Annotated in this window: 20 protein-coding genes; 13 read left to right on the top strand and 7 right to left on the bottom strand. The window is 72.3% G+C overall.

What is annotated here, in order from left to right; translation table 11 throughout:
• Positions 1-23: 23 nt before the first annotated feature.
• The 3 genes from ACLQ3K_RS24100 to ACLQ3K_RS24090 all read left to right on the top strand — a co-directional run bounded on the left by ACLQ3K_RS24100 (position 24) and on the right by ACLQ3K_RS24090 (position 3,653).
• Positions 24-1,484 carry a condensation domain-containing protein gene (locus tag ACLQ3K_RS24100; protein ID WP_224647249.1) on the top strand — a complete coding sequence of 487 codons (1,461 nt, stop codon included), beginning with the start codon at positions 24-26 and terminating at the stop codon, positions 1,482-1,484.
• 129 nt (positions 1,485-1,613) lie between these two features.
• Complete coding sequence (locus tag ACLQ3K_RS24095) at positions 1,614-3,422, top strand: acetyl/propionyl/methylcrotonyl-CoA carboxylase subunit alpha (RefSeq protein ID WP_224647250.1); 1,809 nt, start codon at positions 1,614-1,616, stop codon at positions 3,420-3,422.
• Between the two features lie 3 nt (positions 3,423-3,425).
• Positions 3,426-3,653 carry a hypothetical protein gene (locus ACLQ3K_RS24090; RefSeq protein WP_426001963.1) on the top strand — a complete coding sequence of 76 codons (228 nt, stop codon included), beginning with the start codon at positions 3,426-3,428 and terminating at the stop codon, positions 3,651-3,653.
• Here ACLQ3K_RS24090 and ACLQ3K_RS24085 read toward each other — a convergent pair.
• Complete coding sequence (locus ACLQ3K_RS24085; RefSeq protein WP_426001962.1) at positions 3,650-4,870, bottom strand: DUF222 domain-containing protein; 1,221 nt, start codon at positions 4,868-4,870, stop codon at positions 3,650-3,652. The genes ACLQ3K_RS24090 and ACLQ3K_RS24085 overlap by 4 nt on opposite strands.
• 186 nt (positions 4,871-5,056) lie before the next feature.
• On the opposite strand from ACLQ3K_RS24085, the gene ACLQ3K_RS24080 reads away from it, so the two are divergent.
• The gene (locus ACLQ3K_RS24080) at positions 5,057-5,473 is read left to right on the top strand and encodes a hypothetical protein (protein ID WP_224647255.1); all 417 of its coding nucleotides are present in this window, start codon (positions 5,057-5,059) and stop codon (positions 5,471-5,473) included.
• A gap of 3 nt (positions 5,474-5,476) precedes the next feature.
• Here the strand turns inward: ACLQ3K_RS24080 and ACLQ3K_RS24075 are convergent, their stop codons facing one another.
• The 3 genes from ACLQ3K_RS24075 to ACLQ3K_RS24065 are packed head-to-tail and all read right to left on the bottom strand — an operon-like array spanning position 5,477 to position 6,746.
• Complete coding sequence (locus ACLQ3K_RS24075) at positions 5,477-6,055, bottom strand: helix-turn-helix domain-containing protein (RefSeq protein WP_224647257.1); 579 nt, start codon at positions 6,053-6,055, stop codon at positions 5,477-5,479.
• A gap of 20 nt (positions 6,056-6,075) precedes the next feature.
• A complete protein-coding gene (locus ACLQ3K_RS24070) occupies positions 6,076-6,489 on the bottom strand; it encodes a type II toxin-antitoxin system VapC family toxin (RefSeq protein WP_426001961.1) in 414 nt (137 codons plus the stop codon).
• Complete coding sequence (locus ACLQ3K_RS24065) at positions 6,486-6,746, bottom strand: type II toxin-antitoxin system Phd/YefM family antitoxin (protein ID WP_426001960.1); 261 nt, start codon at positions 6,744-6,746, stop codon at positions 6,486-6,488. Before ACLQ3K_RS24065 ends, ACLQ3K_RS24070 begins: the two co-directional genes overlap by 4 nt.
• A 125-nt stretch (positions 6,747-6,871) precedes the next feature.
• Between ACLQ3K_RS24065 and ACLQ3K_RS24060 the strand changes: the two genes are divergently transcribed.
• The 8 genes from ACLQ3K_RS24060 (at position 6,872) to ACLQ3K_RS24025 (ending at position 16,628) form a co-directional block, all read left to right on the top strand.
• Positions 6,872-7,432 carry an NADPH-dependent FMN reductase gene (locus ACLQ3K_RS24060; RefSeq protein WP_426001959.1) on the top strand — a complete coding sequence of 187 codons (561 nt, stop codon included), beginning with the start codon at positions 6,872-6,874 and terminating at the stop codon, positions 7,430-7,432.
• A gap of 93 nt (positions 7,433-7,525) precedes the next feature.
• Positions 7,526-9,289, top strand: a complete 1,764-nt coding sequence (locus ACLQ3K_RS24055) for an N-acyl-D-amino-acid deacylase family protein (RefSeq protein WP_426001958.1) — start codon at positions 7,526-7,528, stop codon at positions 9,287-9,289.
• A 177-nt stretch (positions 9,290-9,466) separates the two neighbouring features.
• On the top strand, positions 9,467-10,738 hold the full coding sequence (gene mdo / locus ACLQ3K_RS24050) for an NDMA-dependent methanol dehydrogenase (protein ID WP_224647266.1): 1,272 nt from the start codon (positions 9,467-9,469) through the stop codon (positions 10,736-10,738).
• Positions 10,739-10,767: 29 nt separating this feature from the next.
• A complete protein-coding gene (locus tag ACLQ3K_RS24045; RefSeq protein WP_426001957.1) occupies positions 10,768-11,829 on the top strand; it encodes a MadB family AAA-type ATPase in 1,062 nt (353 codons plus the stop codon).
• Positions 11,816-13,312 carry a MadC family VWA domain-containing protein gene (gene madC / locus ACLQ3K_RS24040; RefSeq protein ID WP_426001956.1) on the top strand — a complete coding sequence of 499 codons (1,497 nt, stop codon included), beginning with the start codon at positions 11,816-11,818 and terminating at the stop codon, positions 13,310-13,312. Before ACLQ3K_RS24045 ends, madC begins: the two co-directional genes overlap by 14 nt.
• 159 nt (positions 13,313-13,471) lie before the next feature.
• Entirely contained in the window at positions 13,472-14,644 is a 1,173-nt protein-coding gene (locus tag ACLQ3K_RS24035; RefSeq protein ID WP_336671307.1) for an iron-containing alcohol dehydrogenase, read from the top strand.
• Complete coding sequence (locus ACLQ3K_RS24030) at positions 14,641-15,975, top strand: MadS family sensor histidine kinase (RefSeq protein WP_308011446.1); 1,335 nt, start codon at positions 14,641-14,643, stop codon at positions 15,973-15,975. Before ACLQ3K_RS24035 ends, ACLQ3K_RS24030 begins: the two co-directional genes overlap by 4 nt.
• Positions 15,972-16,628, top strand: coding sequence for a MadR family response regulator transcription factor (locus tag ACLQ3K_RS24025; protein WP_224647271.1), 657 nt, complete (start codon positions 15,972-15,974; stop codon positions 16,626-16,628). The genes ACLQ3K_RS24030 and ACLQ3K_RS24025 overlap by 4 nt, the downstream gene beginning before the upstream one ends.
• A 6-nt stretch (positions 16,629-16,634) precedes the next feature.
• On the opposite strand, the gene mftM is transcribed toward ACLQ3K_RS24025, so the two are convergent.
• From mftM to ACLQ3K_RS24010, 3 genes are all read right to left on the bottom strand, one after another.
• Complete coding sequence (gene mftM / locus ACLQ3K_RS24020; protein WP_426001955.1) at positions 16,635-17,441, bottom strand: mycofactocin oligosaccharide methyltransferase MftM; 807 nt, start codon at positions 17,439-17,441, stop codon at positions 16,635-16,637.
• An 87-nt stretch (positions 17,442-17,528) separates the two neighbouring features.
• The gene (locus ACLQ3K_RS24015; protein ID WP_224647275.1) at positions 17,529-18,146 is read right to left on the bottom strand and encodes an LGFP repeat-containing protein; all 618 of its coding nucleotides are present in this window, start codon (positions 18,144-18,146) and stop codon (positions 17,529-17,531) included.
• A gap of 109 nt (positions 18,147-18,255) precedes the next feature.
• Complete coding sequence (locus ACLQ3K_RS24010) at positions 18,256-19,680, bottom strand: carboxylesterase/lipase family protein (RefSeq protein ID WP_224647277.1); 1,425 nt, start codon at positions 19,678-19,680, stop codon at positions 18,256-18,258.
• A gap of 171 nt (positions 19,681-19,851) precedes the next feature.
• On the opposite strand from ACLQ3K_RS24010, the gene ACLQ3K_RS24005 reads away from it, so the two are divergent.
• Positions 19,852-24,318, top strand: a complete 4,467-nt coding sequence (locus ACLQ3K_RS24005; protein WP_426001954.1) for an ATP-dependent helicase — start codon at positions 19,852-19,854, stop codon at positions 24,316-24,318.
• Positions 24,319-24,322: the final 4 nt, after the last annotated feature.

Here is a 24,322-nt window from a genome sequence, read left to right as displayed (position 1 = left end):
ACTGTCACGAAGCGAGCCCCGCCATGCAATTCACCGAGCTGGACGCGTACCCGCTGCGCCCGGGTGAACTGCGCAACTGGATCCCCACCACGGGTCCCGCCGCGCGCTGGCGCGACGACCCGCGCGCCACGTCGCACGTGCACGAGGCGCACCTGCGGGGCGCGCAGGCGGTGCTGCGGCGCCGCCACATCGACGGCGGGCGCGAATCCTGGCTCGGCCTCGGCATCGAGTTCGACGAGCCGCTGTCGATCCCCGGGATGCGCACCGCGCTGCGCGCGTGGATCGACCGGCACGAGGTGCTGCGCACCCACGTCTTCCTCGAGGACGACCGGCCGCGCCGCCGGAGCGCGCAGACCGCCACCGTCGACCTGCGGATCAAGACGATCGGCACCTACCGGTCCACCGGCCCCCTGGCCGAGCAGCTGCTCGGCGAGTTCGACCGGTCGACGGCCCCGCTGACCTGGCCCGCCTACATGTTCTCGACGGTGGCGCGCGAGGACTCGTTCACCCTGTTCTTCGCGGCCGACCACTCCCTGCTCGACGGCTACTCCCTCATCCTCAGCCCGTACGAGCTGCGCGAGTTCTACCGGGAAGCCGTGCACGGCGACCCGCCGCGGCTGCTGCCCACCGGCAGCTACGTCAACTACTCCGACACCGACCGGCAGTCCGCTGACCGCGCGGGCGCGGGCCACCCGGCCGCGCGGATGTGGGACGAGTACCTCAGCGAGACCGGCTTCAAGCCCGATCCCTTCCCCATGCCGCTGCTCCCCCTCAGCGCGAAGACACTGGCCGACGAGACGCGCGCCGCCCTGAGCCGCGACCCGGACGGCGTGCCCCGGCTGCCGCAGGGGTCGCTGAACTTCCATCTGCTCGACGACGACCGGTCCAACAACTTCACCCGCGTGTGCTCCGAGTCGGGCGCATCGCTGGTGACGGGCGTACTCGCGTGCATGGCGAAGATCAACACCGACCTCGGCTTCGGCCCCGTCTTCCGGTGCGCCGTCACCCGGCACACCCGCGACGCTGAACAGTGGATCGCGGCGCTCGGCTGGTTCGTCGGCATCGCGCCCTTCCGGCTCGACACCACCGGAGCCCGCACCTTCGGCGAGCTGGCGCAGCGGGCGCAGGCGGCGTGGAAGCCGTCCAAGATCGGGAGCACCCTGCCCTACCTGCGGATCGGCGAGGTGCTCGCCGAGGAGCCGGGCCGCTCGCAGGCGCCGCCGCCGCGCTTCGTCGTCTCGTTCATGGACACGCGCTCCGCCCCCGGCTCGGACGTCAACGACGCGGGCGGGGCCGGGGCGCTCCGCTCGCACGACTACTCGATCGACGACGTCTACCTCTGGATGCTGCGCACGCCGTCCGGTCTGCACGTGGCGGCACGGTTCCCCGGCTTCGAAACGGCACGCCGGAGTGTCACTCTGTACCTCGGCGCGCTACGTTCGTTGTTGACCGAAATAGGCGATGCGACGGTTACTCGCGGGTAACCGAACCCGCGAGGGGACTGTCGGCTGCGCCACAAGTGAGTAGGCATACACTCGTCAGGAGTTGCGCCCGGACGGGACATGGAGAGGGCGGCGCGCCGCTGTGCGCCGCAACGGAACGAGGAGACTTGAGTGGCAGCCCACGCTGACAAGAAGATCGAGAAGGTACTCATCGCCAACCGCGGTGAGATCGCCGTCCGCGTCATCCGCGCCGCCCGGGACGCCGGCCTGACCAGCGTCGCCGTGTACGCCGAGCCCGACGCCGACGCCAAGTTCGTGCGCCTCGCCGACGAGGCCTTCGCCCTCGGTGGCCAGACCTCGGCCGAGTCCTACCTCGTCTTCGACAAGATCCTCGACGCCGCCGCCAAGTCCGGCGCCGACGCGATCCACCCCGGCTACGGCTTCCTGTCCGAGAACGCCGAGTTCGCGCAGGCCGTCATCGATGCGGGCCTGACCTGGATCGGCCCGTCCCCGGCCTCGATCCGCGACCTGGGCGACAAGGTCACCGCGCGGCACATCGCCGAGCGCGCCGAGGCTCCGATGGCGCCCGGCACCAAGGACCCGGTCAAGGACGCCGACGAGGTCGTCGCCTTCGCCAAGGAGTACGGCGTGCCCGTCGCCATCAAGGCGGCGTTCGGCGGCGGCGGCCGCGGCATGAAGGTCGCGTACACCATCGAGGAGATCCCCGAGCTGTTCGAGTCGGCGACCCGCGAGGCCGTCGCCGCCTTCGGCCGCGGCGAGTGCTTCGTCGAGCGCTACCTGGACAAGGCCCGCCACGTCGAGGCCCAGGTCATCGCCGACCAGCACGGCAACGTCGTGGTCGCCGGCACCCGCGACTGCTCGCTGCAGCGCCGCTTCCAGAAGCTGGTCGAGGAGGCGCCCGCGCCCTTCCTCACCGAGGAGCAGCGCACCGCCATCCACGAGTCGGCGAAGCGCATCTGCCGCGAGGCGGGCTACTACGGCGCCGGCACCGTCGAGTTCCTCGTCGCCGCCGACGGCCTGGTCAGCTTCCTCGAGGTCAACACCCGCCTGCAGGTCGAGCACCCGGTCACCGAGGAGACCGCGGGCATCGACCTCGTGCGCCAGCAGTTCCGCATCGCCGAGGGCAAGGAGCTGACGATCACGGAGGATCCCACTCCTCGCGGTCACAGCTTCGAGTTCCGCATCAACGGCGAGGACGCCGGCCGCGGCTTCCTGCCCGCTCCCGGCCCGATCAGCGTGTACCGCGAGCCCACCGGCCCCGGCGTGCGCGTCGACTCCGGCGTGGACCAGGGCGACGTCATCGGCGGCCAGTTCGACTCGATGCTCGCCAAGCTCATCGTGACCGGCGCGACCCGCCAGGAGGCGCTGGAGCGCTCGCGGCGCGCGCTCGCCGAGTTCGAGGTCGAGGGCCTCGCGACGGTCATCCCGTTCCACCGCCACATCGTCTCCAACCCGGCGTTCGTGGGCGACGAGAACGGCTTCGAGGTCTACACCAAGTGGATCGAGACCGACTGGGAGAACCCGATCGAGCCGTACACCGGTGGCCAGGCCATCGAGGAGGACGACTCGCTCCCCCGCCAGAACGTCGTCGTGGTCGTCGACGGCCGCCGCGTCGAGGTCTCACTGCCCGGCGAGCTCTCGCTCGGCGGTGGCGGCGCGGCCGGCGGTGCAGGCGTCATCCGCCGCAAGCCGAAGGCGCGCACCCGCGACCGCGGCGCCGGCGTTGCCGCCACGGGCGACTCCGTGACCGCCCCCATGCAGGGCACCGTCGTCAAGGTGGCCGTCGAGGACGGCCAGCAGGTCAGCGCCGGTGACCTCGTCGTGGTGCTCGAGGCCATGAAGATGGAGAACCCGGTCGCCGCGCACAAGGACGGCATCGTCACCGGCCTGTCCGTCGAGCCCGGCACCGCCGTCACCCAGGGCACCGTGCTGCTCGAGATCAAGTCCGACGAGGCCTGATTCTTGGATCCGATCGGCCTGAACGTCGGGGCGTGGTACCTCACGGAACTGCGCCCCGACGCCTGGCTGGCCGATGAGGCCTACGCCTGGGCCGTCCGCGTGAACACCACCGGCGACTCGATCGGCGAGGTCACCCTCCTTCCCTCGGGCGAAGTCACCGTCGACGGCCCCGACAGCGAGGGCCTGCGCACCGCCCGCGCCGCCGTGCAGCGATTCGGCGCGAGTCTCTAGGCCGCCTGCTCCGGCGCGGTGGACCGGTGCGCATGTCCGCTCGGTGTCCGCGTTTCGACGGTGTGCCGCCCGCTCGCGTCATCGATGACGGCGCTGGTCCAGCCGGCTGCTTCCTTGGCGTAGTTGCACGCGGCGCACAGCCCCTGCCCGTTCTCGAAGCTGGTGGGGCCGCCGGCCGCGTGCGGGACGACGTGGTCGGTGTGCGCGATCGGAGCGTCGCAGTACGGGGTGCGGCAGTACCGGTCCCGTGCCCGGATCATCTCCGCCAACCCATCGGGGAAGCAGCGCTGCCGGGAGTCCATGCCGACGACCGCGCCCGACTCGGGCGCAAGGTAGAGGCGTTTGACCCAGGCAACGCCGGCGGCGGTGGCCCGGCCGACGAGGTTGCGGGCGATCTCCGCCGGCACCGTCCCACCACCGTCGAGATGCGCGGTGCCCGGCTGGTCGCCGAGGAGGACGGTGGCGGGCATCGTCAGGTTCACCGTGACCGGTTGGCCTTCGGTGGCCTCGCGGCCGGTGATCCGAGCGAAGGCGGTGTCGGCCATGATCTGCCCCCGCGTCCGCAGGTCCGCGCCGATCCCGATCAACGTTGCGGCATGCTTGCGCAGCGCCGCGTAGATGCCGACCCCTTGAGCGACCGGTAGCAGCAACGACACCCTGGCCATCCCCTCGAGCAGCGGGCGGATCGTCACCGTCCGGTCCTTCTCCGCGGACGCATTCCGATCCACCGTCGCCTGCGCGTCCAGCCGATACGCGACCTGCTCGACCCGCGTGGCGAGTTGCTTGAGCCCCATCCCCGCGAGCGTCGCCGGATCGGCACACAACTGCGCATCCGCGACATGGCGGTCCGATGCGTCCAGGTGCGCGAGGCCACCGACGATCACCGGGACCGCCTCCGGGGAGAGGTCACCGTCCCGCAGGCGGGCGCGGGTGTGAGGCAGGCTCTTCTCCAGCTCCACCGCCCGATTCACAAACCTCGCGGCTGTGTTCGGCGACAAATGCATGGCCAACCCGACCTCCGCCGCCACACCCTGCTGCCAGCGATCCTGCGGCAACCCCGCCGCGACCCGCTCGCACACCCGCTCCCGCAGCAACTCCGCCGCCAACCGGTACTGCTCGAACACCGTCCGACACCGCCGCCGCTCCATCGAACGCAACCGCTCCGCCACGCCACCATCGGGTGGTCGGTCATCCTCTACACCAACGTCTTCGTCCATGCCCTGACGCTACGCCGACCCACCGACAAGTTTTCGCCATCGCAACACTGTATCGAACGATGCCTGTTCACACGGGCCACGAGAACACGCTGACGCCTCTCCTCCTCACGGACCAGTACCGATACCGAGTCGCGCGTCCAGAGCGAAATCCCACGCCAGGGCACCCTCGCGAGCGATGATCGAGACATGGCGAGAAAGCCGGAGCCCCCGAAGGCCCCACCCAGCATCAGCGAATCGGTCAACGACCTGGTCGACTCCGTGCGGTCCGCCGCCGGCAAGGCGATGGACAACACCGGCCGCACGGTGACCAGCGTCAGCAAGCTCAGCACCATCCCGCCCGACACCATCGAGCTCATCGCCGAGCTGCCGAAGGTGATGCTCGCGATGGCCGACATGATCGAGCGCGCCAACAACGTCATCGACCGTGTGGAGCGGCTCACCGCCGTCGCCGACCCGGCCCTCAACACGCTGGATGCGGTGCTCCCGCCGCTGGTCGACGTGACCAACAAGCTCAGCGACGTACAGCGCGGCGTCGAACGGGGCGTCGGCAAACTCCCCGGCGTCAATCAGCTCAAGAAGGTCACCGGCCTCGGCGGCGACTGACCGCTACTCCGGCTCCGCGCGCCCCACGTGGTGGGCGCGCTCGCCCTGCGGGCCGTAGATGCCCAGGTACTCGACGGGCTCGCCGTCGGCGCTGCCGAACCAGTGCGGCAGCCGGGTGTCGAATTCGATCACCTCGCCGGGCTTGATCACCATGTCCTTCTCCCCCAGCAGCAGCCGCAGGTTCCCGTCGAGCACGTACAGCCAGTGGTAGCCGGGATGCGAGACCTGCGTGCGCGTCTGCGCCCCGGGCCGGGGCCGGATGACCTCCTTGAACGTGCGCAGCCCACCGGCGCGGCGGGTGAGCGGCACGATGACGTGGTCGCCGTGCCGCACCGGCTTGAGCCGCACGCGCGGATCGCCCGTCTCGGGCGCGTCGACGAGCTCGTCGAGCGGCAGGCCGTACGTGCGCGCGAGCGGCAGCAACAGCTCCAGGGTGGGCTTGCGGGTGCCGCCCTCCAACCGCGAGAGCGTGCTCACCGAGATGCCCGTGGCCTCCGCGACCGCGGTCAGGGTGATGTCGCGCTCCTGCCGGATCGCGCGGAGCCGCGGGCCGACCTGCTCGAGAACCGGATCGTCTGCCATGGGACCGATTGTGCCCGCCATCAGCCGAACGGGTTCAGGGTCCGGACGTCGAGGCCCTCGAAGTCCTGGACGTTCCTGGTGACCAGCGTGAGGTCGTGGGCGAGCGCCGTGGCGGCGATGAGGGCGTCGACGATCGGCAGCGTCCGGCCCGTCGCCGATATCTCTCCCCATCGTGTAGCCGCGGGGATGTCCAGATCGATGATCTGATCGCGGTAGGCGTCCTCGATACCCGCGATCCACGTCGCGACGGCCTCCGCCTGCCGGGGGTCCCTCCGAGCCAACATGCGCTCGCCACGGCGCAGCTCACCGATGGTGAGCACACTGAGGTATCCGGCGTTCCCCACGCCGGCGAGCCATTCGACCACCGCCTGGTTGGGGCGGCGCTTCATGGACTCCGACACCACGTTCGTGTCCAAGAGGTACGCCGCGGTCAATCGAAGAGCCCCTCCGTGCGATCCGGGTCGACGGTGCGCTCGGGAATCTCGAAGTCATCGACGGCGGGCGCCGACAGCAGGAATTCGGAGAAGCTCGGCTTCCGATCCCGTCCGTGCGTCGCGCGGAAGTCCTCGATGTCCACGACCACCGCGATGGGATCGCCGTGCCGGGTGATCACCTGCGGCTCCCCCTCGCCGACGGCGCGCAGCAGCTCACTGAGGCGCTGCTTGGCCTCCTGCACCTGCCATTCCCGCATGCGTCCAGGGTACCGAGATCAGTCCAGACAGTCTAGACCCATGACGCACCTAGCGGACCGCGGTCCGCTCCGCTACGGTGGACACCACGCCCGAGCGGGCGAGAAACCCCATCGAAAGGACCCCTATGAAGATCGGCATCATCCTCGGCTCCATCCGCGACGGCCGCAAGGCCGAGCAGGTCGGCCAGTGGGTCGCCGCGGCCGCAGCGGCGCGCGACGGCGTCGAGGTCACCGTGCTGGACCTCAAGGAGTTCGACGTCCCGCTGCTGACCTCCGCCACCGTGCCGGGCGCCGCGAACCGTCAGTACGACAGCGCGGCGGTCACCGCCTGGGGCGAGGCGATCGACGCCCAGGACGGCTTCGTCTTCGTCACCCCGGAGTACAACCACTCCATCCCCGGCGCCTTCAAGAACGCCTTCGACTCGATCGGACCCGAGTGGGCCGGCAAGACCGTCGGCTTCGTCGCCTACGGCGCCGACGGCGGCGTCCGCGCCGTGGAGCACTGGCGCCAGATCACCGCCAACTTCTCCATGGTCGACGCCCGCGCCCAGGTCAGCCTGGGTCTGTTCACCGATTTCGACGGTGCCGGCGCCTTCGCCCCGATCGACCGCCGCCCTGCCGAGCTGGCCGCGCTGCTCGACGAGCTGACCGCCGCCACCGAGCGCCACCTGGCCTCCGCTCGCTGAGCTCCCGCGCGCCGGGCCCATTCCCGCAGGGCCCGGCGCGCGACCGCGGGATCGATTACGCTTGCAATCGTCACACGACGAGCGGGGAGCCCCATGCGCTACGACCTCATCATCCGCGACGGCCTCTGGTTCGACGGGACGGGCGCCGAGCCCCGGCGCGCGCACCTCGGCATCGTCGGCGATCGCGTCGCCACCGTCTCGGCGGAGCCGCTCGACGAGGCCGGGTGCCCCGAGGTGATCGACGCGAACGGGAAGTGGGTCCTGCCCGGCTTCGTCGACATCCACACCCACTACGACGCCGAGATCCTCCTCAACCCCGGACTCGGCGAATCCGTCCGGCACGGCGTGACGACCGCGATCCTGGGCTGCTGCTCGATGTCCACCGTCTACGCCCGCCCCGAGGACGCCGCCGACCTGTTCAGCCGCGTCGAGGCGGTGCCCCGCAAGCACGTCATCGCCGCGCTGGAGGACTTCCAGGACTGGACCGAACCCGAGGGCTACGTCAAGCGCCTCGACTCGCTGCCGCTCGGCCCCAACGTCGCGTCGTTCCTGGGCCATTCCGACTTGCGCACCGCCGTGATGGGCCTGCGCCGCGCCACCGACACCTGGTCGTTCCCGTCCCGGGCGGAACTGCGCCGCATGGCGGAGATGCTCGACCGCGCTCTCGACGCCGGCATGGTGGGCATGTCCGGGATGGACGCCCCCATCGACAAGCTCGACGGTGACCGCTTCCGCTCCCGAGCACTGCCCTCCACCTACGCCTGGTGGCACGAGCGGTGGCACCTCATCAACGTCCTGCGCAAGCGCGGCCGGATCCTGCAGAGCGCGCCCAACATCAACAACCCGCTCACGGTGGTGATGTTCTTCCTCGCGTCCAGCAGCCGGCTGTTCGCGCGCGGCCGCACGGTTCCGGTGAGCCTGCTGGTCGCGGCTGATTCGAAGTCCGCCCGCGGCGCGCACCGCCTCTTCAGCACCGCCGCCGCGCTCGGCAACCGGGTCTTCGGCTCCCGGGTCGCCTTCCAGCACCTGCCGCTGCCCTTCACCCTCTACTCCGACGGCATCGACCTGCCGGTCTTCGAGGAGTTCGGCGCAGGGACCGCCGCGCTGCACATCCGGGACCAGCTCGAGCGCAACGAGCTCATGGCCGACACCGAGTACCGCCGCCGGTTCCGGCGCGAGTTCGCCCTCAAGAAGCACAAGCCCGGCCTGTGGCACAAGGACTTCCACGACGCGGTCATCGTCGACTGCCCCGACGTTTCGCTGATCGGCCGGAGTTTCGGCGCGATCGCCGACGAGCGCGGCATCGCGCCGCTCGACGCCTTCCTGGACGTCCTCGTCGAGAACGGGGAGAAGAACGTCCGCTGGACCACCACCGTCGGCAACGACCGCCCCGCGGTGCTCGACGAGATGGCCAAGGATCCGAACCTGCACCTGGGCTTCTCCGATGCGGGAGCGCACCTGCGCAACATGGCCTTCTACAACTTCCCGCTGCGCTTCCTCAAGCGGATGCGCGACGCCGACGAGGCGGGCCGCACGGTGCTGCCGCTGGGCCGGGCCGTGCACCGCCTCACCGGCGAGCTGGGCGCCTGGTTCGGGCTCGACGCCGGCTTCCTGCGCGAGGGCGACCGCGCCGATTTCGTGATCGTCGATCCGGAGCGGCTGGACGAGACCGTCGACGCGTACAACGAGGCCGAAGCGCCGTTCTTCGACGACCTCTCACGCATGGTCAACCGCAACGACGCGACCGTCGTCGCCACGGGCATCGGCGGCCGCATCGTCTTCCGGCTCGGCGAGTTCGTCCCCGGCTACGGCCGCGATCAGCAGACCGGGCACTACCTCCGCGCCGGCACGCATTAGAGCGCCTCAGCGCCCGCCGGTCGGGCCGGTGCCGCACCTGCCCGACCGGACGGGGCAGGGGTGGCGGCCGGACGGTTTCGCCCCGAGGCCCTCCCCCGCACGACTCTCCGCGCCCACAGTGTCCCTGTGAGATGGATCACGCCATCTCGCCCGGACCGCAGACGCAGGAGAGACGACATGGCCATCGAGCTGAACCAGATCTGGGACTTCCCGATCAAGGAGTTCCATCCCTTCCCCCGCGCGCTGATGGGGGTCGGCGCGCACGACATCATCGGCGTGGAGGCGAAGAACCTCGGCTTCAAGCGCGCCCTGCTGGTGACCACCGGCCTGCGCGGCTCGGGCATCATCGAGGAGCTCATCGGCAAGATCGAGTACCAGGGCGTCGAGGTGGTCCTGTTCGACAAGGTGGAGTCGAACCCCAAGGACTACAACGTCATGGAAGCCGCGGCCATGTACGAGAAGGAGAAGTGCGACAGCATCATCTCCGTGGGCGGCGGCTCCAGCCACGACGCCGCCAAGGGCGCGCGTGTGGTGATCGCGCACGACGGCCGCAACATCAACGAGTTCGAGGGCTTCGCCAAGTCCACCAACAAGAAGAACCCGCCCCACATCGCCGTCTCCACCACCGCCGGCACCGGCTCGGAGACCTCGTGGGCGTACGTCATCACCGACACCTCCGACATGGACAAGCCGCACAAGTGGGTGGCCTTCGACGAGGCCTCCATCGTGACGCTCGCGATCGACGATCCGCTGCTGTACTACTCGTGCCCGCAGCACTTCACGGCGTACTGCGGCTTCGACGTCCTCGCGCACGGCAGTGAGCCCTACGTCTCCCGGCTCGACTTCGCGCCGTCGCTGGGCAACGCCCTGTACTCCATCGAGCTGGTCGCGAAGAACCTGCGCGAGGCCACCTTCGAGCCGCGCAACCTCAAGGCCCGCGAGGGCATGATGAACGCCCAGTACATCTCGGCGCAGGCCTTCAACTCGGGCGGCCTCGGCATCGTGCACTCGATCTCGCACGCGGTCTCCGCCTTCTTCGACAGCCACCACGGCCTCAACAACGCGATCGCGCTGCCCCGCGTGTGGGAGTACAACCTGCCCTCGCGCTACGAGCGTTACGCCGAGATCGCGGTCGCGATGGGGGTCGACACCCGCAACATGACCACGGTGCAGGCGGCGGACGCGGCTGTGGAGGCGGCGATCCGGCTGGCGAAGGACGTGGGCATCCCGGACAACTTCGGGCAGATCCGCACGGACTCGTACGAGAAGAACCAGATGAATTCGGGCAAGTACGCGGGCCGAGGCGAGGTGATCAAGGGCGACGAGAAGTCGGTGCTCGCCATCTCCGAGCACATCCAGGGCGACTGGTGCACGCCGGGCAACCCGCGCGAGGTCACGGTCTCGTCGATGATCCCCGTCGTCGACCACTGCATCAACGGCACGTACTGACACCACGAGGACTCGGGAGGAGAGCAGAGATGACCACGGTGGCCTTGATCGAGACGCCCACGGCGGAAGCGGGATTCGCCGACGGGCCCGCGCTGCGGGAGGCGCTGCGCGGCGCGGACTACATAGCGGACCCCGACCTGGCCACCGTGGTCCACCTGTCGACGGTGCTCGGCCGGCCGCTACTGCTGGAAGGGCCGGCGGGCGTCGGCAAGACCGAGCTGGCGAAGGCACTCGCGCAGGTCGCCGGCCGCCGGCTGATCCGACTGCAGTGCCACGAGGGGCTGGACGACAGCCGCGCGCTCTACGAGTGGGACTACGCCCGGCAGCTGCTGCACGTGCAGATGCTGCGGGACCGGATCGGCACCGAGTTGGCGGCCTTCGACACCCTGGACCAGGCGTCGGCGCATCTGGCCGCCAAGGACTTCGGTCTCTACTCGGAGACCTTCCTCGCGGCGCGCCCGCTGCTCGCCGCGATCCTCTCGGAGGAACCGGTGGTGCTGCTGGTCGACGAGGTGGATCGCACCGAGGAGTCGATGGAGGCGTTGCTACTGGAGGTCCTGGCGGAGAACCAGGTGACGGTGCCCGAGATCGGCACCTTCGCCGCCCGCACCCGGCCGTGGGTCGTGTTGACCTCCAACGACACCCGCGAGCTCAGCGCCGCCCTCAAACGCCGCTGCCTGCACTACCACCTCGGCTACCCCGCCGCGGATCGCGAGCGCGACATCGTCGCCGCGCGCGCCCCCGAGGTCGAGCCGGCGGCGGTCGCGGAGGTGGTCGAGCTCGCGGGCCGGCTGCGGGACCTGCCACTGCGCAAGAGCCCGTCGATCTCGGAGGTGATCGACGCGGCCCGCATCGCGGCCGTGCTGGCCGGCAGCGGAACCGCGCCGGCCGACCGGCCGGAGCTGCTCTACGCCGCGCTCCTCAAGTACTCGACCGACGTGGACCTGGTGCGGACGCGGGACGCGGGCGCACCGTCGGGCCCGATGGAGGCGACGGGCCGGCCGGACCGGACGACGGTGGCGTCGAACCCCGCCAACACCACGACGGCCGTCTTCCGCGGGCACGGGGGCCGGGGCCGTGGCGGCAACTGAGACCGCGGGCCTGCTCGACGTCGTGGCGGCGGCGTTCGGCACCCGGCTGCGCGCGCACGGCGTCGGCGCCTCCCCCGCCGAGGTGATCGAGGTGCGGCGCGTGCTGGCGCTCTACGGGGCCCGCGACCGGGCGCGACTCGGCGCGGGCCTGCGGGCGACCTGCGTCAAGTACGCGCACGAGGACGCCGGCTTCGACGCCGCGTTCGCCGAGCTCTTCGCCGCCGCGCGGCACGGCGTCGACGCCCCGGACGCGGCACCGGCCCACGCGGCGCTCACCGGCGGCCTGCCCGAGGACCTCGTCCTCGACCCCGACGCGGAGGTCGGCCGCTACGCCGACTACAACGAGCGGGCCGCGGAGGTCGGCGACCTCGTCGTCGACACCCCCGAGGCGGACGAGGGCTTCAACCCGCACAAGGACGACGACGACTTCTCGGTGACTGCGGCGGCGGACGCGGAGCTCGCGGTCTCCGCCGAGGACGGCGGCCGCCGCGGCGTCAGCTACACCCTCGACGTGGCGCGGGCCGGGACCGCCGAGGTCGGGGCGCTGTCCGACGGTGCCGCGATGGCCGCGTCCGGCACGCTGCGCTGGGACGATCCGGCGGCGATCCTGGCCTGGCTGGACCGCTACGACCCGAGCCGCGTCTACGCCGACGCCGGACCGGAACAGGAGCTCACGCAGGCCACCGCGGACCGCCTGGCTGCGGCGCTGAGCGCCTTCGTCGAGGCGCTGGCCGCGGCCGGCCAGACCTCGCCCGGGCCGCCGGGCGAGGTCGAATCGCGCCCGCACGCCGAGCTGGAACTGGCGGTGCACGAGGTGCTGCGCCGCATGCGCGGCGCGCCCCGCGAGCGGGTGCGCTACCACGGTCACGGCCGGCTCGACCTGCGTGCGACCGCCCGGACCGCGCAGCGCACCGACGGCGTCCCGTTCCGTCTCGCCACCCGAGTCCCCCGCCCCGACCGGCTGCGGCTGCTGATCCTCGCGGACGTGTCGCTCTCGGTGCGGCCGGTCACCGCGTTCGTCCTGCGCCTCGCGCAGTCGCTCCGGCGGCGCACCGCGCGGTGCGAGGTCTACGGCTTCGTCGACCGGCCAGTGGACGTGACCGAAGCCCTCCTGCCCGGCGCGGGCGACGACGCCCTCGCCCGCGTGCTCGCCGACCCGGAGATCGACCTCGAGGCCTCCAGCGACTACGCCCGGGTCTTCGCCGAACTGCTCACGGCGCCCGCCGGTCTCACCCGGCGCACGTCGGTGCTCATCGTGGGCGACGGGCGCTCCGGCGGCCTGCCCGACGGTGCCGAACACCTCGCGGAGCTTCGGCGGCGGGTGCACCGGCTGGCCTGGATCACGCCCGAGCCGGAGCGGTACTGGGCGCAGGCCACGTGCGCGATGCCCGTCTACCGCGAGCACTGCGACGCGGTGGTCACCGCCCGCGACGCGGACCAGCTGATCGCGCGGGCGGCGGAGCTCGGGAACGCGCTGCGCTGACGGGTACCTGCCCGATCGGGCAGGTACCCGCCCCTGCGAACGGCCCACCGCCGGCACCCCGGGCTGACGTAACATGGGTCACATCGATCCATTGAGGAGCAGCCCGTGAACCACCTCGATGATCGCCCCGCCGCCGGCCCGGATCAGCGCGCCGCGATGATGCCGCTGGTGTCCCGGGAGGTGCCGCGCACCGTCAAGTTCCACGCCCCGGAGATCGTCTTCGGCGTCGACTCCCTCGGCGAGGCCGCCCACGCGGCGGTCCGCCTCGGCGCGGTGCGCCCACTGCTCGTCACCGACCCGGGGCTGATCGAGGCGGGCTGGGTCGCCGAGCTCCTCGGGCACCTGCGCGACGCCGGGCTGCGGCCCGAGGTCTTCAGCGCGGTGACGCCGAATCCGAAGGACCACGAGGTCGCAGCCGCCTTCGAGCGGTACGCCGAGGCGGGTTGCGACGTGGTGCTCGGCATCGGCGGCGGGTCCGTCATGGACGCGGCGAAGGGCGTGGCGATCCTCGCCACCAACGGAGGCCGGATCCTCGACTACGTGGGCGTGGACCGGGTGACCCGCCCCATCCCGCCGACGGTCATGGTTCCCACGACCGCGGGCACGGGCGCCGACGTCTCCCAGTTCTGCATCGTCACCGACACCGAGCGGGCCACCAAGGTCACCATCCTGGGCCGGGCACTGGTCCCGGACGTCACCGTCATCGACCCGCGACTGTTGACCACGATGCCGGAGTGGCTGGGCGCGGCGAGCGGCCTCGACGCGCTCACGCACGGCGTGGAGGCGTACGTCTCGCTCGCGCACAACCCGCTCACCGACCACCACGCGCTGCGGGCCGTCGGCCTGGTCTCCGAATCCCTGACCGCGAGCATGGCGAACCCGCGCAGCATCTCGGCCCGGCTGGTGATGGCCCAGGCCAGCCTCGAGGCGGGGATGGCCTTCACCAACGCGATCCTCGGTGCCGCGCACGCGATGAGCCACCAGGTGGGCGGGCTCCTGGACAAGCCGCACGGCGTCATCAACGGCATCCTGCTGCCGCACGTGGTGCGGTTCAACGCCGCCGCCGATCCCACGCCGTACGTGGCGATCGCCGCCGGGATGGGGCTCGACGAGCAGCAGGCGCCGGCCGCGGAGGCGGCCGCCGCCGTCGCCGACCGGGTCGAGGAGCTGGCGCGGGAGGTCGGCGTCCCGCGGGGCCTGTCGGAGCTCGGCGTGCCCGAGGAAGTTCTCCCGCGCCTGGCCGCGCAGAGTCTCGAGGACTCGTGCATGACGACGAACCCGCGGGCGGCGACGGTCGGCGAGATAACCGAGCTCTTCCGGGCGGCGATGTGACCGCCGAATCCGACCTCGCCGCGCTCACCGGCCTGCGGTCGGGCAAGAGCAGTTACTACCCGCAGTACCGCGGGGCGGTAGAGCGCGCCGAGCGCGTGCTGCACGCGCTGGACCTCATCGCGGGCGCGCTGGTGCGCACCGTCGAGGGGCCGGAGACGCTCGTGTGCTCGGTCGCGGAGGTGGCGCGCGAGCACCTGCGCGCCGACTGGGTGGTCTTCGCGCTCACCGATGGCCGGCTCACGGCCGCGGGCATGCGACGCCTCGTGCTGGGCCCGGACGGGATCCCGTATCTCGTGGACCGGGTCACCGGCCCGCCGCTGCCCTACGAGGTCGTCGACTGCCTCGAACGGATCCGGGACCCCGCGACCGTGTCGGACCGGACGTCCCTCGAGGGGCGGCACGCGTTCGTGCCGCTCGTGCTCGACGGTGCGGTGGTCGGCGCGATCGCCGCGTGGGTGCCCGAGGGACGCGAGCTGGACGGCACCGACGCCGCGGTGCTGAGCATCCTGGCCAGCCAGACGGCGGTCGCGCTGCACAACGCGGCACTCTACGAGGGCATCGCAACGCTGCTCACCCGCTCCGAGCAGGCCCACGCGCAGGCCCGGCGGACGGCCGCCGACCTCGCGGTGCGCAACGCGGAGCTCATCAGCACGCAGCGCGAGCTCGGCGTGGCGCAGCGACAGCGCGTGCTCGACGACGAGCGGCACCGCATCGCGCGCGAGCTGCACGACAGCGTCACGCAGGCGGTGCTCTCCGCGGGCATGCAGATCGAGGTGTGCCGCAGCGACATCCCCGCGGCGGAGCGCGCCGAGCGGCTCGACCTGGCGAAGGAGATGACGCGGCGTGGGGTGGAACAACTGCGCGCGGCGATCTACACGCTGGGCAACAGCCACGACCACGAGGACGCGGCCTTGCCGGAGATGCTGCGGCGGCTCGGCGTCGTGCACGAGCCGGACGAGCTGACCGTCTCGGTCCGGGTACGCGGCGAGACCCGCGAGCTGCCCGCTGCCGTCGATCACGCGCTGCTGCGGATCGCGGGCGAGGCGCTGTTCAACGTCGCCGTCCACGCCGAGGCCACCCGCGCGGTGGTCTCCCTGCGGTACGGGCCGGACGTCGTCGAGCTCGCCGTCGACGACGACGGTGCGGGCGATCCCGCGGCACTGCGCTCCGCGCTCGCCACCAGCCGGGAGCGCGACCTCGACGGTCACGGGCGCGGCCTTGCGAACATGGCCGCGCGGGCCGCGGAATGCGGTGGGCGGCTCGCGATCCGGCGTTCGCGGATCGGCGGCGTCCGCGTGCACGTGGCACTACCGGTGGAGGAGGAATCGTGACGGAGACGCAGGAACGGACGGAGCGGTCGCGGCTGGTGCTGGTCGACGACCACGCCATCCTGCGGCAGGGGCTGCGGTCCGTGCTGGAGCGGGAGCCCGACCTGGAGGTCGTGGGCGAGGCGGTGTCCCGGGCCGAGGCGCGCGCGGTGGCCGAACACGTGCGGCCCGACGTGATGGTCATCGATCTGAAGCTGTCGGGCGGTTCGGAACTCGAGGGCCTGAGCCTGTGCCGCGACCTCACGGCGGCGCACCCGGAGATCGGGCTGCTCGTGCTCACCACGTTCCTCGACGAGCGGCTCGTGGTGGAGGCCGTCCAGGCCGGTGCGCGCGGCTACGTGGTCAAGGACGTCGACACCACGGAGCTCGTGAGCGCCATCCGGTCGGTCTCGCGCGGGCAGAGCGCCTTCGACTCGCGCACCGCCGTCGCCGTGGTGCGGACGCTCGCGGGCGGCGCGCCCGACGACACCCTGACCGTCCGCGAACTGGAGGTGCTGCGCCTGTTGGCGAAGGGCCACTCCAACAGCCGGATCGGCGAGCAACTGTTCATCTCGCCCACCACGGTCAAGTTCCACGTCAGCAACCTGCTGCGCAAGCTGGGCGTGAGCCGCCGCACCGAGGCGGCCTACGAGGCCAGCAAGCGCGGGATCATCTAGCGAGCGTCACCGGTCGAGAACGAGCCACCCGCCGTGGTGCTCGGAGACCGAGAAGTCGAGGCCGGTCGCGGCGCCGAGGTCGCGCAGCGCCGCGGCCGTGAAGGTGCGCACATGCCCGTACCGGGCGTCGGGCTCGTCCTCGTAGGGCACCGCGACGATCACCCGGCGGCGGGCCAGCCGCACCGCCTCGGCGAGGATCGCGCGCCCGGCCGCGGGCGGCACGTGCTCGAGCAGGTGCAGGGCGGTGACGGTGTCGGCGTACCCGTCGGGCAGGCCGGTCGCGGCGGCGTCCGCGGCTAGGGTGCGGAGCGGCGCGCCCAGATCGGGCGCCACCCGCGCGAGCAGGTCCATGGTGCCGGGGCACAGGTCCGAGGCGGTGACGCGCCACCCGCGGCGGGCCGCGCGCAGCGCGAAGAAGCCGAAGCAGGAACCCAGGTCGAGCAGCGAATCCCCCTCCAACAGTTCCTCTGCACGGGCGTGGACGGGGGCGAAAGGGGTGCAGCCGGATTCGAGGTCCGCGAGGGAGTTGCGGTAGTAGGTGAGCCAGGCCGCGTCCGCGGCGTCGACGGTGCTGCGCACCGCGCCCACGACGAGCCGCTCGAACTCGTCGACGGTGCGCGGCGTCGCGACGGCGGCGAGGCGCGCCGCGAGGGAGTCCCGCAGGTGCTCGGGCCGCAGCCGGTGCCGCAGGTGCACCCGCCCGCCCGCGCGTTCGACGGTGACGAGCGCCCCGTCGAGCTCGGCCGACCGGGACACGGTCACCGTTCCGTCGGACCAGGTTCCGGGTCGTTGCGGGGCGAGGACATCGATCATCCTCCGAGCGTAGGAACGCCCGCGGCGCACCGCGCCGGGCCGACGGCGGGGCGGAGGCCTACCCGGTCGGAGGGGACGCGCCGGCCGTCACGGCCAGGTGATCACGCCGCGCTGGAAGGTCTGGGAGAAGGTGCTGCCGGTGCGGATCTCGGGGCCGGTCGGGTAGCCGTACTTGCCGGACTCGCGCTTGTCGGCGCTCCACTTCACCAGGATCTCGCCCCACACGGGCCACGCGCCGGACGCGGGCGACCAGTAGATCACGCCGCCCTGGAAGGCGTTCATCGCGCCGGTGACGGCGTTGAACGGGCCGCGGGACTGCAGCTCGTCGGTGGTCGGGTAGCCCAGCGGGCCGTTCTCCCAGCGGTTCTCGCCCCACTTGGCGCGGATCGCGCCGCCGATCTGGTGGGCGTTGCCCCCGTCGGCGCCGGGGTGCCAGTAGAACGAGGCCTGGTTCTTGAAGGTCTGGAACTTGCCGCCGCGGCCGGCGTTCGTCTCGGCGATGAGCGGCACTCCCCACGTCGACGGCCCGCCCGTCGCGAAGTAGGAGACCTCGATCTGGCCCTTGACGAGGAAGCGGCCGACCTGCTGGTCGGCCCTGGCTACCGCAGCCACGGTGCCGCTGATGCCGACGGCGACGGCCGCCGCAGCGACGGCACCCCGGACCCAGGCGCGACGGTGGCTGTTCGACGAGACGTGCGTGGTCATTCCTGCTCCTTAGGTCCGTACCTCCTGAACATCATGAATCACATAAGCCACACAAACAACAACAATCACTGGTGTGTCGCCGGGCGTGTGCCCGGCGACACACCGGACGTCAGTACTGCCAGGAGCCCAACGCGTCCAGGTTCCGCGTGGCGGGCGGCCCGAACACCTTGACGTCGGCCTCGGAGCCGAACGGCCGCCAGTCCTGTCCCGGAACGCCGGTCGCGATGAACTCCATCCAGCGCCCGTGGATGTCGTCGGCCAGGGCCTGCGGCGCGGCGTCGCCCGCGTACATCGCGAAGCCGGGGTCGGCCACGTTGTCGAAGGCGAAACCGAGGTCGAGGGTGTGCATCGCCGACTTCGTGTGCACGCTCGACGGCCACGTGAAGTAGTAGGCGTAGCAGTTCTCGCCCTGTCCCCGCTGCGCCGCGTAGCTGGGTCCGCCGAAGGCACCGTCGGACAGCAGCTCCAGCACGATCTCGCCCGGTGTGAGCGTATCGCCGTACACCTTCCGGTACGCGCCCACGATCGGCGCCGTGTCGCCGAACGGGCGCAGCAGCACGTCGAGCGCCTTGAGCGGATTGTCGCCGGGCACGAACTCGCCGAAGACCCGCCAGAAGTCGGACTCCTTGTGGTTGTTGCCGATGATCATCCGGACGGGCACGGGTCCCTTCGCCAGGCGACTCACCGGGTTCTCGGGCAGCAGCTCGCCGTCGATCACGGGCGGGAACAGCGTGAGCACGTTGTGCGGGCTCAGCTTGCGCAGCACCTTCGCGACGGCGGCGGCGGACTCCCGAGGGTCCTTCTCACGCAGCGCCTTCGCGGTCAGGTGCAGGCCCAACGCGGCCTTGAGCGGGTCCGCGAGCTTCGCCGCCGTCGGCACGTCGGCCGCCACGCCGATGCCGGATTCGCAGATGACCTGATGGAACAGCTTTCCGGCGAACTCCGTGGTCGCGAGGGACGACACCGACATCGAGCCCGCGGACTCGCCGCCGATCGTCACGCGCCCGGGGTCGCCGCCGAACGCGGCGATGTTCGCCTGCACCCAGCGCAGCGCCTGCAGCTGGTCGTGCAGGCCACGATTGTCGGGGGCGTCCGGCAGGTGCGTGAAGCCCTCGAGGCCCACCCGGTAGTTCGCCGAGACGTACACCGCGCCGTCGCGCGCGAAGGCGGTCCCGTCGAAGAGCGATTGCGCGGTGTTGCCCATGGCGAACGAGCCGCCGTAGATCCACACGTAGACCGGGAGCGCGTCGCCCGGCTGCGCATCGGCCGGCGCCCAGACGTTGAGCGTGAGCCAGTCGTCGCCCTCGATCACCGGGTAGGTGTAGGGCTGCGGCAGTTCCATCGACGGCGGCGGCGTCGGCCCGAACGCGGTGGCCTCGAAGACACCGTCGAACGGATCCGCCGGCTCGGGCAGCGCGAAGCGGCGCTCCCCCACGGGGGGCTTGGCGTACGGGATCCCGAGGTACCGCGCGACACCTCCCACCAATGCGCCGCTGATCTCGCCGGCCGGGCACACGACCCTGGGTCCACTCATTCCGCACCACCTTCACCGGGACCGGCGGTCGCCCGAACGGCCCGTTCCAACACCTGTCCTTTGCGATTGAAGCAGAACTCGCGGCGGTCCGACGGCTTTGCGACCGACCGATGCACACGTGCGGCATTCCGGCCGCGGCCACATGTCGGAGGGCTGCGCCATGATGGACCCATGCCGGACGCCCTCCGGGCGTTCACGCCCGCCACCGCCGAATGGTTCGCCGAGTCCTTCGCCGCGCCCACCGCGGCACAGGCCGGCGCCTGGCGGTCGATCGCGCAGGGGAACAACACGCTGGTCGTGGCCCCCACGGGCTCGGGCAAGACCCTCTCGGCGTTCCTCTGGGCCCTCGATCGGCTCGCGGACCGCCCCGCACCGTCGGAGTCCGACGGTCCGCGCGGCACGTCGGTCCTCTACGTCTCCCCACTCAAGGCCCTCGCGGTCGACGTCGAGCGCAACCTCCGCGCGCCCCTCGCCGGGATCGCCCGGGTCCGGGAGCGCCGGGGCGAGCCGGCGCCCGCGGTCACCGTCGGCGTGCGCTCGGGCGACACGCCGGCGCAGCAGCGGCGGCAGCTCGTCCGCAGGCCTCCGGACATCCTCATCACCACGCCCGAGTCGCTCTTCCTCATGCTCACCTCGCAGGCCCGCGAGACCCTGGCGCAGGTTGGCACGGTCATCGTGGACGAGGTGCACGCCGTCGCCGGCACCAAGCGCGGCACGCACCTCGCGCTCTCGCTCGAGCGCCTCGACGAGCTGCTGGACGAGCCCGCCCAGCGGATCGGGCTGTCCGCCACCGTCGAGCCGGCGCAGGAGGTGGCGGCATTCCTCGGCGGCCCGCGGCCGGCGACGGTCGTGCGCCCGCCGTCGCAGAAGGAGTTCGAGCTCACCGTCACGGTGCCGGTCCCGGACATGACGGAGCTGGACGTGGTCTCGGACGATCCGGACGAGCCGGTGCAGCAGGGTTCGCTGTGGCCGCACGTGGAATCGTCCATCGTGGAGCTCATCGAGCGGCACCGCTCCACCATCGTCTTCGCCAACTCCCGCCGCCTCGCGGAGCGGCTCACGGCCCGGATCAACGAGTTGGCCGCGGGCGTGCACGCCGGTCCGCCGAACCCCGCGGTCGCGGGCGGCTCCCCGGCGCAGGTGCTCGCCAGCGGTCAGACGCACGGTGCGGACGCGGTGCTCGCACGGGCGCACCACGGCTCGGTGAGCAAGGAGCAGCGCGCGATCATCGAGGACGATCTGAAGTCCGGCCGGCTCCGCTGCGTCGTCGCCACGTCCAGCCTGGAACTCGGGATCGACATGGGCGCGGTCGATCTCGTGATCCAGGTGGAGGCGCCGCCGTCGGTGGCCGCGGGCCTGCAGCGCGTGGGCCGCGCGGGCCACCAGGTGGGCGAGCCCAGCCGCGGCGTCTTCTTCCCCAAGCACCGCACGGACCTGCTGCACAGCACCGTCACGGTGCAGCGGATGCGTGAGGGCGCCATCGAGAAGCTCGTCGTCCCCCGCAACCCGCTCGACGTGCTGGCGCAGCAGACCATCGCCGCCGCGGCGATGGACCAGCTGGACGTGCACGACTGGCTCGCCCTGGTGCGGCGGGCACATCCCTATGCCGCGCTGCCGGATTCGGCGTACGAGGCGGTGCTCGACCTGATCTCCGGGCGGTACCCCGCGGAGGACTTCGGTGAGCTGCGCCCGCGCGTGGTCTGGGACCGCGACGCCGGCACGCTCACCGGGCGTCCCGGCGCCGGGCGGCTCGCGGTCACCTCCGGCGGCGCCATCCCCGACCGCGGCCTCTTCGGCGTCTTCATGGTGGGCGAGAAGGCCTCCCGGGTGGGTGAGCTCGACGAGGAGATGGTCTACGAGTCCCGCGTGGGCGACGTCTTCGCGCTCGGCGCCACCAGTTGGAAGATCGAGGAGATCACGCACGACCGGGTGCTGGTCTCCCCCGCCTTCGGCCAGCCGGGACGGCTGCCCTTCTGGATCGGCGACACCGTAGGCCGCCCGGCCGAGCTGGGCCGCGCCATCGGCCGGTTCACCCGCGAGTTCACCGCGCTCGGCGACGCCGAGCAGCGCGCGCATGCCCGGGAGGTGGGCCTGGGCGCGTGGGCCACCGACAATCTCGTCGCCCTGCTCGACGAGCAGCAGCGGGCCACGGGCGTCCTGCCCACCGACCGCACGCTCGTGGTGGAGCGGTTCCGGGACGAGCTCGGCGACTGGCGCGTGGCGCTGCACTCGCCGCTCGGGATGAAGGTGCACGCCCCCTGGGCGCTCGCGATCGGCGCGCGGCTGAACGCCACCCTCGGGCTCTCCGGCGCGGTCACCGCGACGGACGACGGGATCCTCGTCCGCCTGCCCGACACCGACGACGCCCCGCCCGGCGCCGAGCTCTTCCGCTTCGAACCGGACGAGATCGACGCCCTGGTCACCGAGGCCGTGGGATCCAGCGCTCTGTTCGCCTCGCGGTTCCGCGAGTGCGCGGCCCGGGCGCTGCTGCTGCCCCGCCGCGACCCCGGCAAGCGGGCGCCGCTCTGGCAGCAGCGCCAGCGCGCGAGTCAGCTGCTCGAGGTGGCGCGCGGCTACCCGCAGTTCCCCATCGTCCTCGAGGCGGTCCGCGAGTGCCTGCAGGACGTCTACGACGTGCCGGAGCTGATCGCCGTGCACCGCTCGCTCGAGTCGCGCACCGTCCGGCTGGCGGAGGTGGAGACGGTCGCGCCCTCGCCCTTCGCGGCCTCGCTGCTGTTCAGTTACGTCGGCGCGTTCATGTACGAGGGCGACGCGCCGCTGGCCGAGCGCCGCGCCGCCGTGCTCAGCCTGGACCCGGCGGTGCTCTCCCAGCTGCTCGGCCGGGTCGAGCTGACCGAGCTCCTCGACGCCGAGATCCTCGCCGAGATCGCGGCGCAGCTGCAGCGCACTGCGCCCGGCTATCGGGCGCGCACGGTCGAGCAGGTGGCGGACCTGATCCGCGAGCTGGGCCCGCTCACGCGCGCCGAGATCGGCGAGCGCTCCGAGGGGGCGCCCTCTGCGGTCGACGAGTTACTCGGCGCGGGAAGGGTCTTCGAGTACGGCGACGGCTGGATCGCCGCCGTCGAGGACGCGGCGCGCCTGCGGGACGGGCTCGGCGTCCCCCTGCAGCCGGGCATCGCGTCGGCGTTCACTGATGCCGTGCCGGACCCGGTCGGCGACCTGGTCGCCCGGTACGCCCGCCGGCACGGCCCGTTCACCGCCGCCGAGGTCGCCGCGCGCTACGGCCTGGGCGTCGCGGTGGTGCAGCGCCCGCTGACCGAACTGGTCGCGTCGCGAAAGGTGATCGAGGGCCGCTTCGTCCCGGACGGCGAGGACGCGGGCGTCGACGGAGTCCCGCAGTTCTGCGACGCCGAGGTGCTGCGACGCATCCGGCAGCGGAGCCTCGCCCGGCTCCGGCAGGACGTGGAACCGGTGCCCGAGCGGGCCTACGCCGAGTTCCTCGCGGGCTGGCACCACCTCAAGGCCCCGCTGCGCGGGATCGACGGCGTCGCCGCCGTGATCGACCAGCTCGCCGGGGTTCCGATCCCCGCGTCCGCGTGGGAGTCCGTCGTGCTGCCGCAGCGCGTCTCCGACTACTCACCCGCCATGCTCGACGAGTTGACCGGCACCGGCGAGGTGGTGTGGACGGGGCACGGGGCGATCGGCGCGCAGGACGGCTGGATCGCGTTCCACCCCGCGGATCTCGCGCCGCTCACCCTTCCCCCGCCGGGCGCGCTCGACACCGCCGCGGCGCACGAGGCGATCGAGGACGCGGTCCGCGGCGGCGGCGCGTACTTCTACCGCCAGCTCACCGGCGCCACCCCGGAGGCGCTGTGGGACCTGGTGTGGGCGGGCCGGCTCACGGGCGATACCTTCGCCCCGGTCCGGGCCCGGCTCGCGGGCGGCCGCCGCGCCACCGCCCACCGCACGCCGCGGCGCGCTCCCCGCGCGCGGTTCCGGGTCGCGGTGGACCAGTCGCCGCCCATGGTCGCCGGCCGCTGGTCGCTGCCGCCCGCGCCGGCGGAGGCGAGCGCCACGGAGCAGTCCGCCGCCCTGGCGGAGCAGCTGCTGGAGCGGTACGGCGTGGTGACCCGCGGCGCGGTGATGGCCGAGCACGTCGAGGGCGGTTTCGCCCGGATCTACCGCACCCTGGCCGCTTTCGAGGAGTCCGGGAAGGCGCGGCGCGGTTACTTCATCGAGCGACTGGGGGCGGCACAGTTCGCGCGGGGCGGCACCGTCGACGCGCTGCGCGACGCGGCGTCCGCGCTGGAGCGGGCCCAGGAGCGGGGCGAGGTGTCCGCGCTGGTGCTGGCCGCCACCGACCCCGCCAACCCGTACGGCGCCGCGCTCCCCTGGCCGGAGACGCCCGACGGTGCCCGGCCCGGCCGCAAGGCGGGTGCCCTCGTCGTGCTGGTCGACGGTGCGCTCGCGCTGTTCGTCGAGCGCGGCGGCCGCACCCTGCTGACCTTCACCGACGCGCCGGACGCCGCCCTCACCGCGCTCGCGGGGGCGGCGCCGCGGCTCGGCGGCCTCACCGTCGAGAAGGTCGACGGTGCCCCCGCGCTCACCTCGCCGCTGGCCGGCGCGCTCGCGGCGGCCGGCTTCGCGCGCACCCCGAAGGGGCTGCGCGTGCGCTGACCCG

Origin of the sequence: Tsukamurella sp. DT100 (assembly GCF_049844855.1) — a bacterium.
In the GTDB taxonomy this organism is placed as follows: Bacteria; Actinomycetota; Actinomycetes; order Mycobacteriales; family Mycobacteriaceae; genus Tsukamurella.
The sequence above is the reverse complement of the archived record's forward strand: the minus strand, read 5'-3'. Positions and strand labels throughout refer to the sequence as shown.

Coding starts and splice junctions, on each gene's coding strand:
- ACLQ3K_RS24100 (WP_224647249.1), top strand. CDS start 24: ATGCAATTCACCGAGCTGGACGCGTACCCGCTGCGCCCGGGTGAACTG.
- ACLQ3K_RS24085 (WP_426001962.1), bottom strand. CDS start 4,870: ATGGACGAAGACGTTGGTGTAGAGGATGACCGACCACCCGATGGTGGC.
- ACLQ3K_RS24080 (WP_224647255.1), top strand. CDS start 5,057: ATGGCGAGAAAGCCGGAGCCCCCGAAGGCCCCACCCAGCATCAGCGAA.
- ACLQ3K_RS24075 (WP_224647257.1), bottom strand. CDS start 6,055: ATGGCAGACGATCCGGTTCTCGAGCAGGTCGGCCCGCGGCTCCGCGCG.
- ACLQ3K_RS24065 (WP_426001960.1), bottom strand. CDS start 6,746: ATGCGGGAATGGCAGGTGCAGGAGGCCAAGCAGCGCCTCAGTGAGCTG.
- ACLQ3K_RS24060 (WP_426001959.1), top strand. CDS start 6,872: ATGAAGATCGGCATCATCCTCGGCTCCATCCGCGACGGCCGCAAGGCC.
- ACLQ3K_RS24055 (WP_426001958.1), top strand. CDS start 7,526: ATGCGCTACGACCTCATCATCCGCGACGGCCTCTGGTTCGACGGGACG.
- mdo (WP_224647266.1), top strand. CDS start 9,467: ATGGCCATCGAGCTGAACCAGATCTGGGACTTCCCGATCAAGGAGTTC.
- ACLQ3K_RS24045 (WP_426001957.1), top strand. CDS start 10,768: ATGACCACGGTGGCCTTGATCGAGACGCCCACGGCGGAAGCGGGATTC.
- ACLQ3K_RS24035 (WP_336671307.1), top strand. CDS start 13,472: ATGCCGCTGGTGTCCCGGGAGGTGCCGCGCACCGTCAAGTTCCACGCC.
- mftM (WP_426001955.1), bottom strand. CDS start 17,441: ATGATCGATGTCCTCGCCCCGCAACGACCCGGAACCTGGTCCGACGGA.
- ACLQ3K_RS24015 (WP_224647275.1), bottom strand. CDS start 18,146: ATGACCACGCACGTCTCGTCGAACAGCCACCGTCGCGCCTGGGTCCGG.
- ACLQ3K_RS24010 (WP_224647277.1), bottom strand. CDS start 19,680: ATGAGTGGACCCAGGGTCGTGTGCCCGGCCGGCGAGATCAGCGGCGCA.
- ACLQ3K_RS24005 (WP_426001954.1), top strand. CDS start 19,852: ATGCCGGACGCCCTCCGGGCGTTCACGCCCGCCACCGCCGAATGGTTC.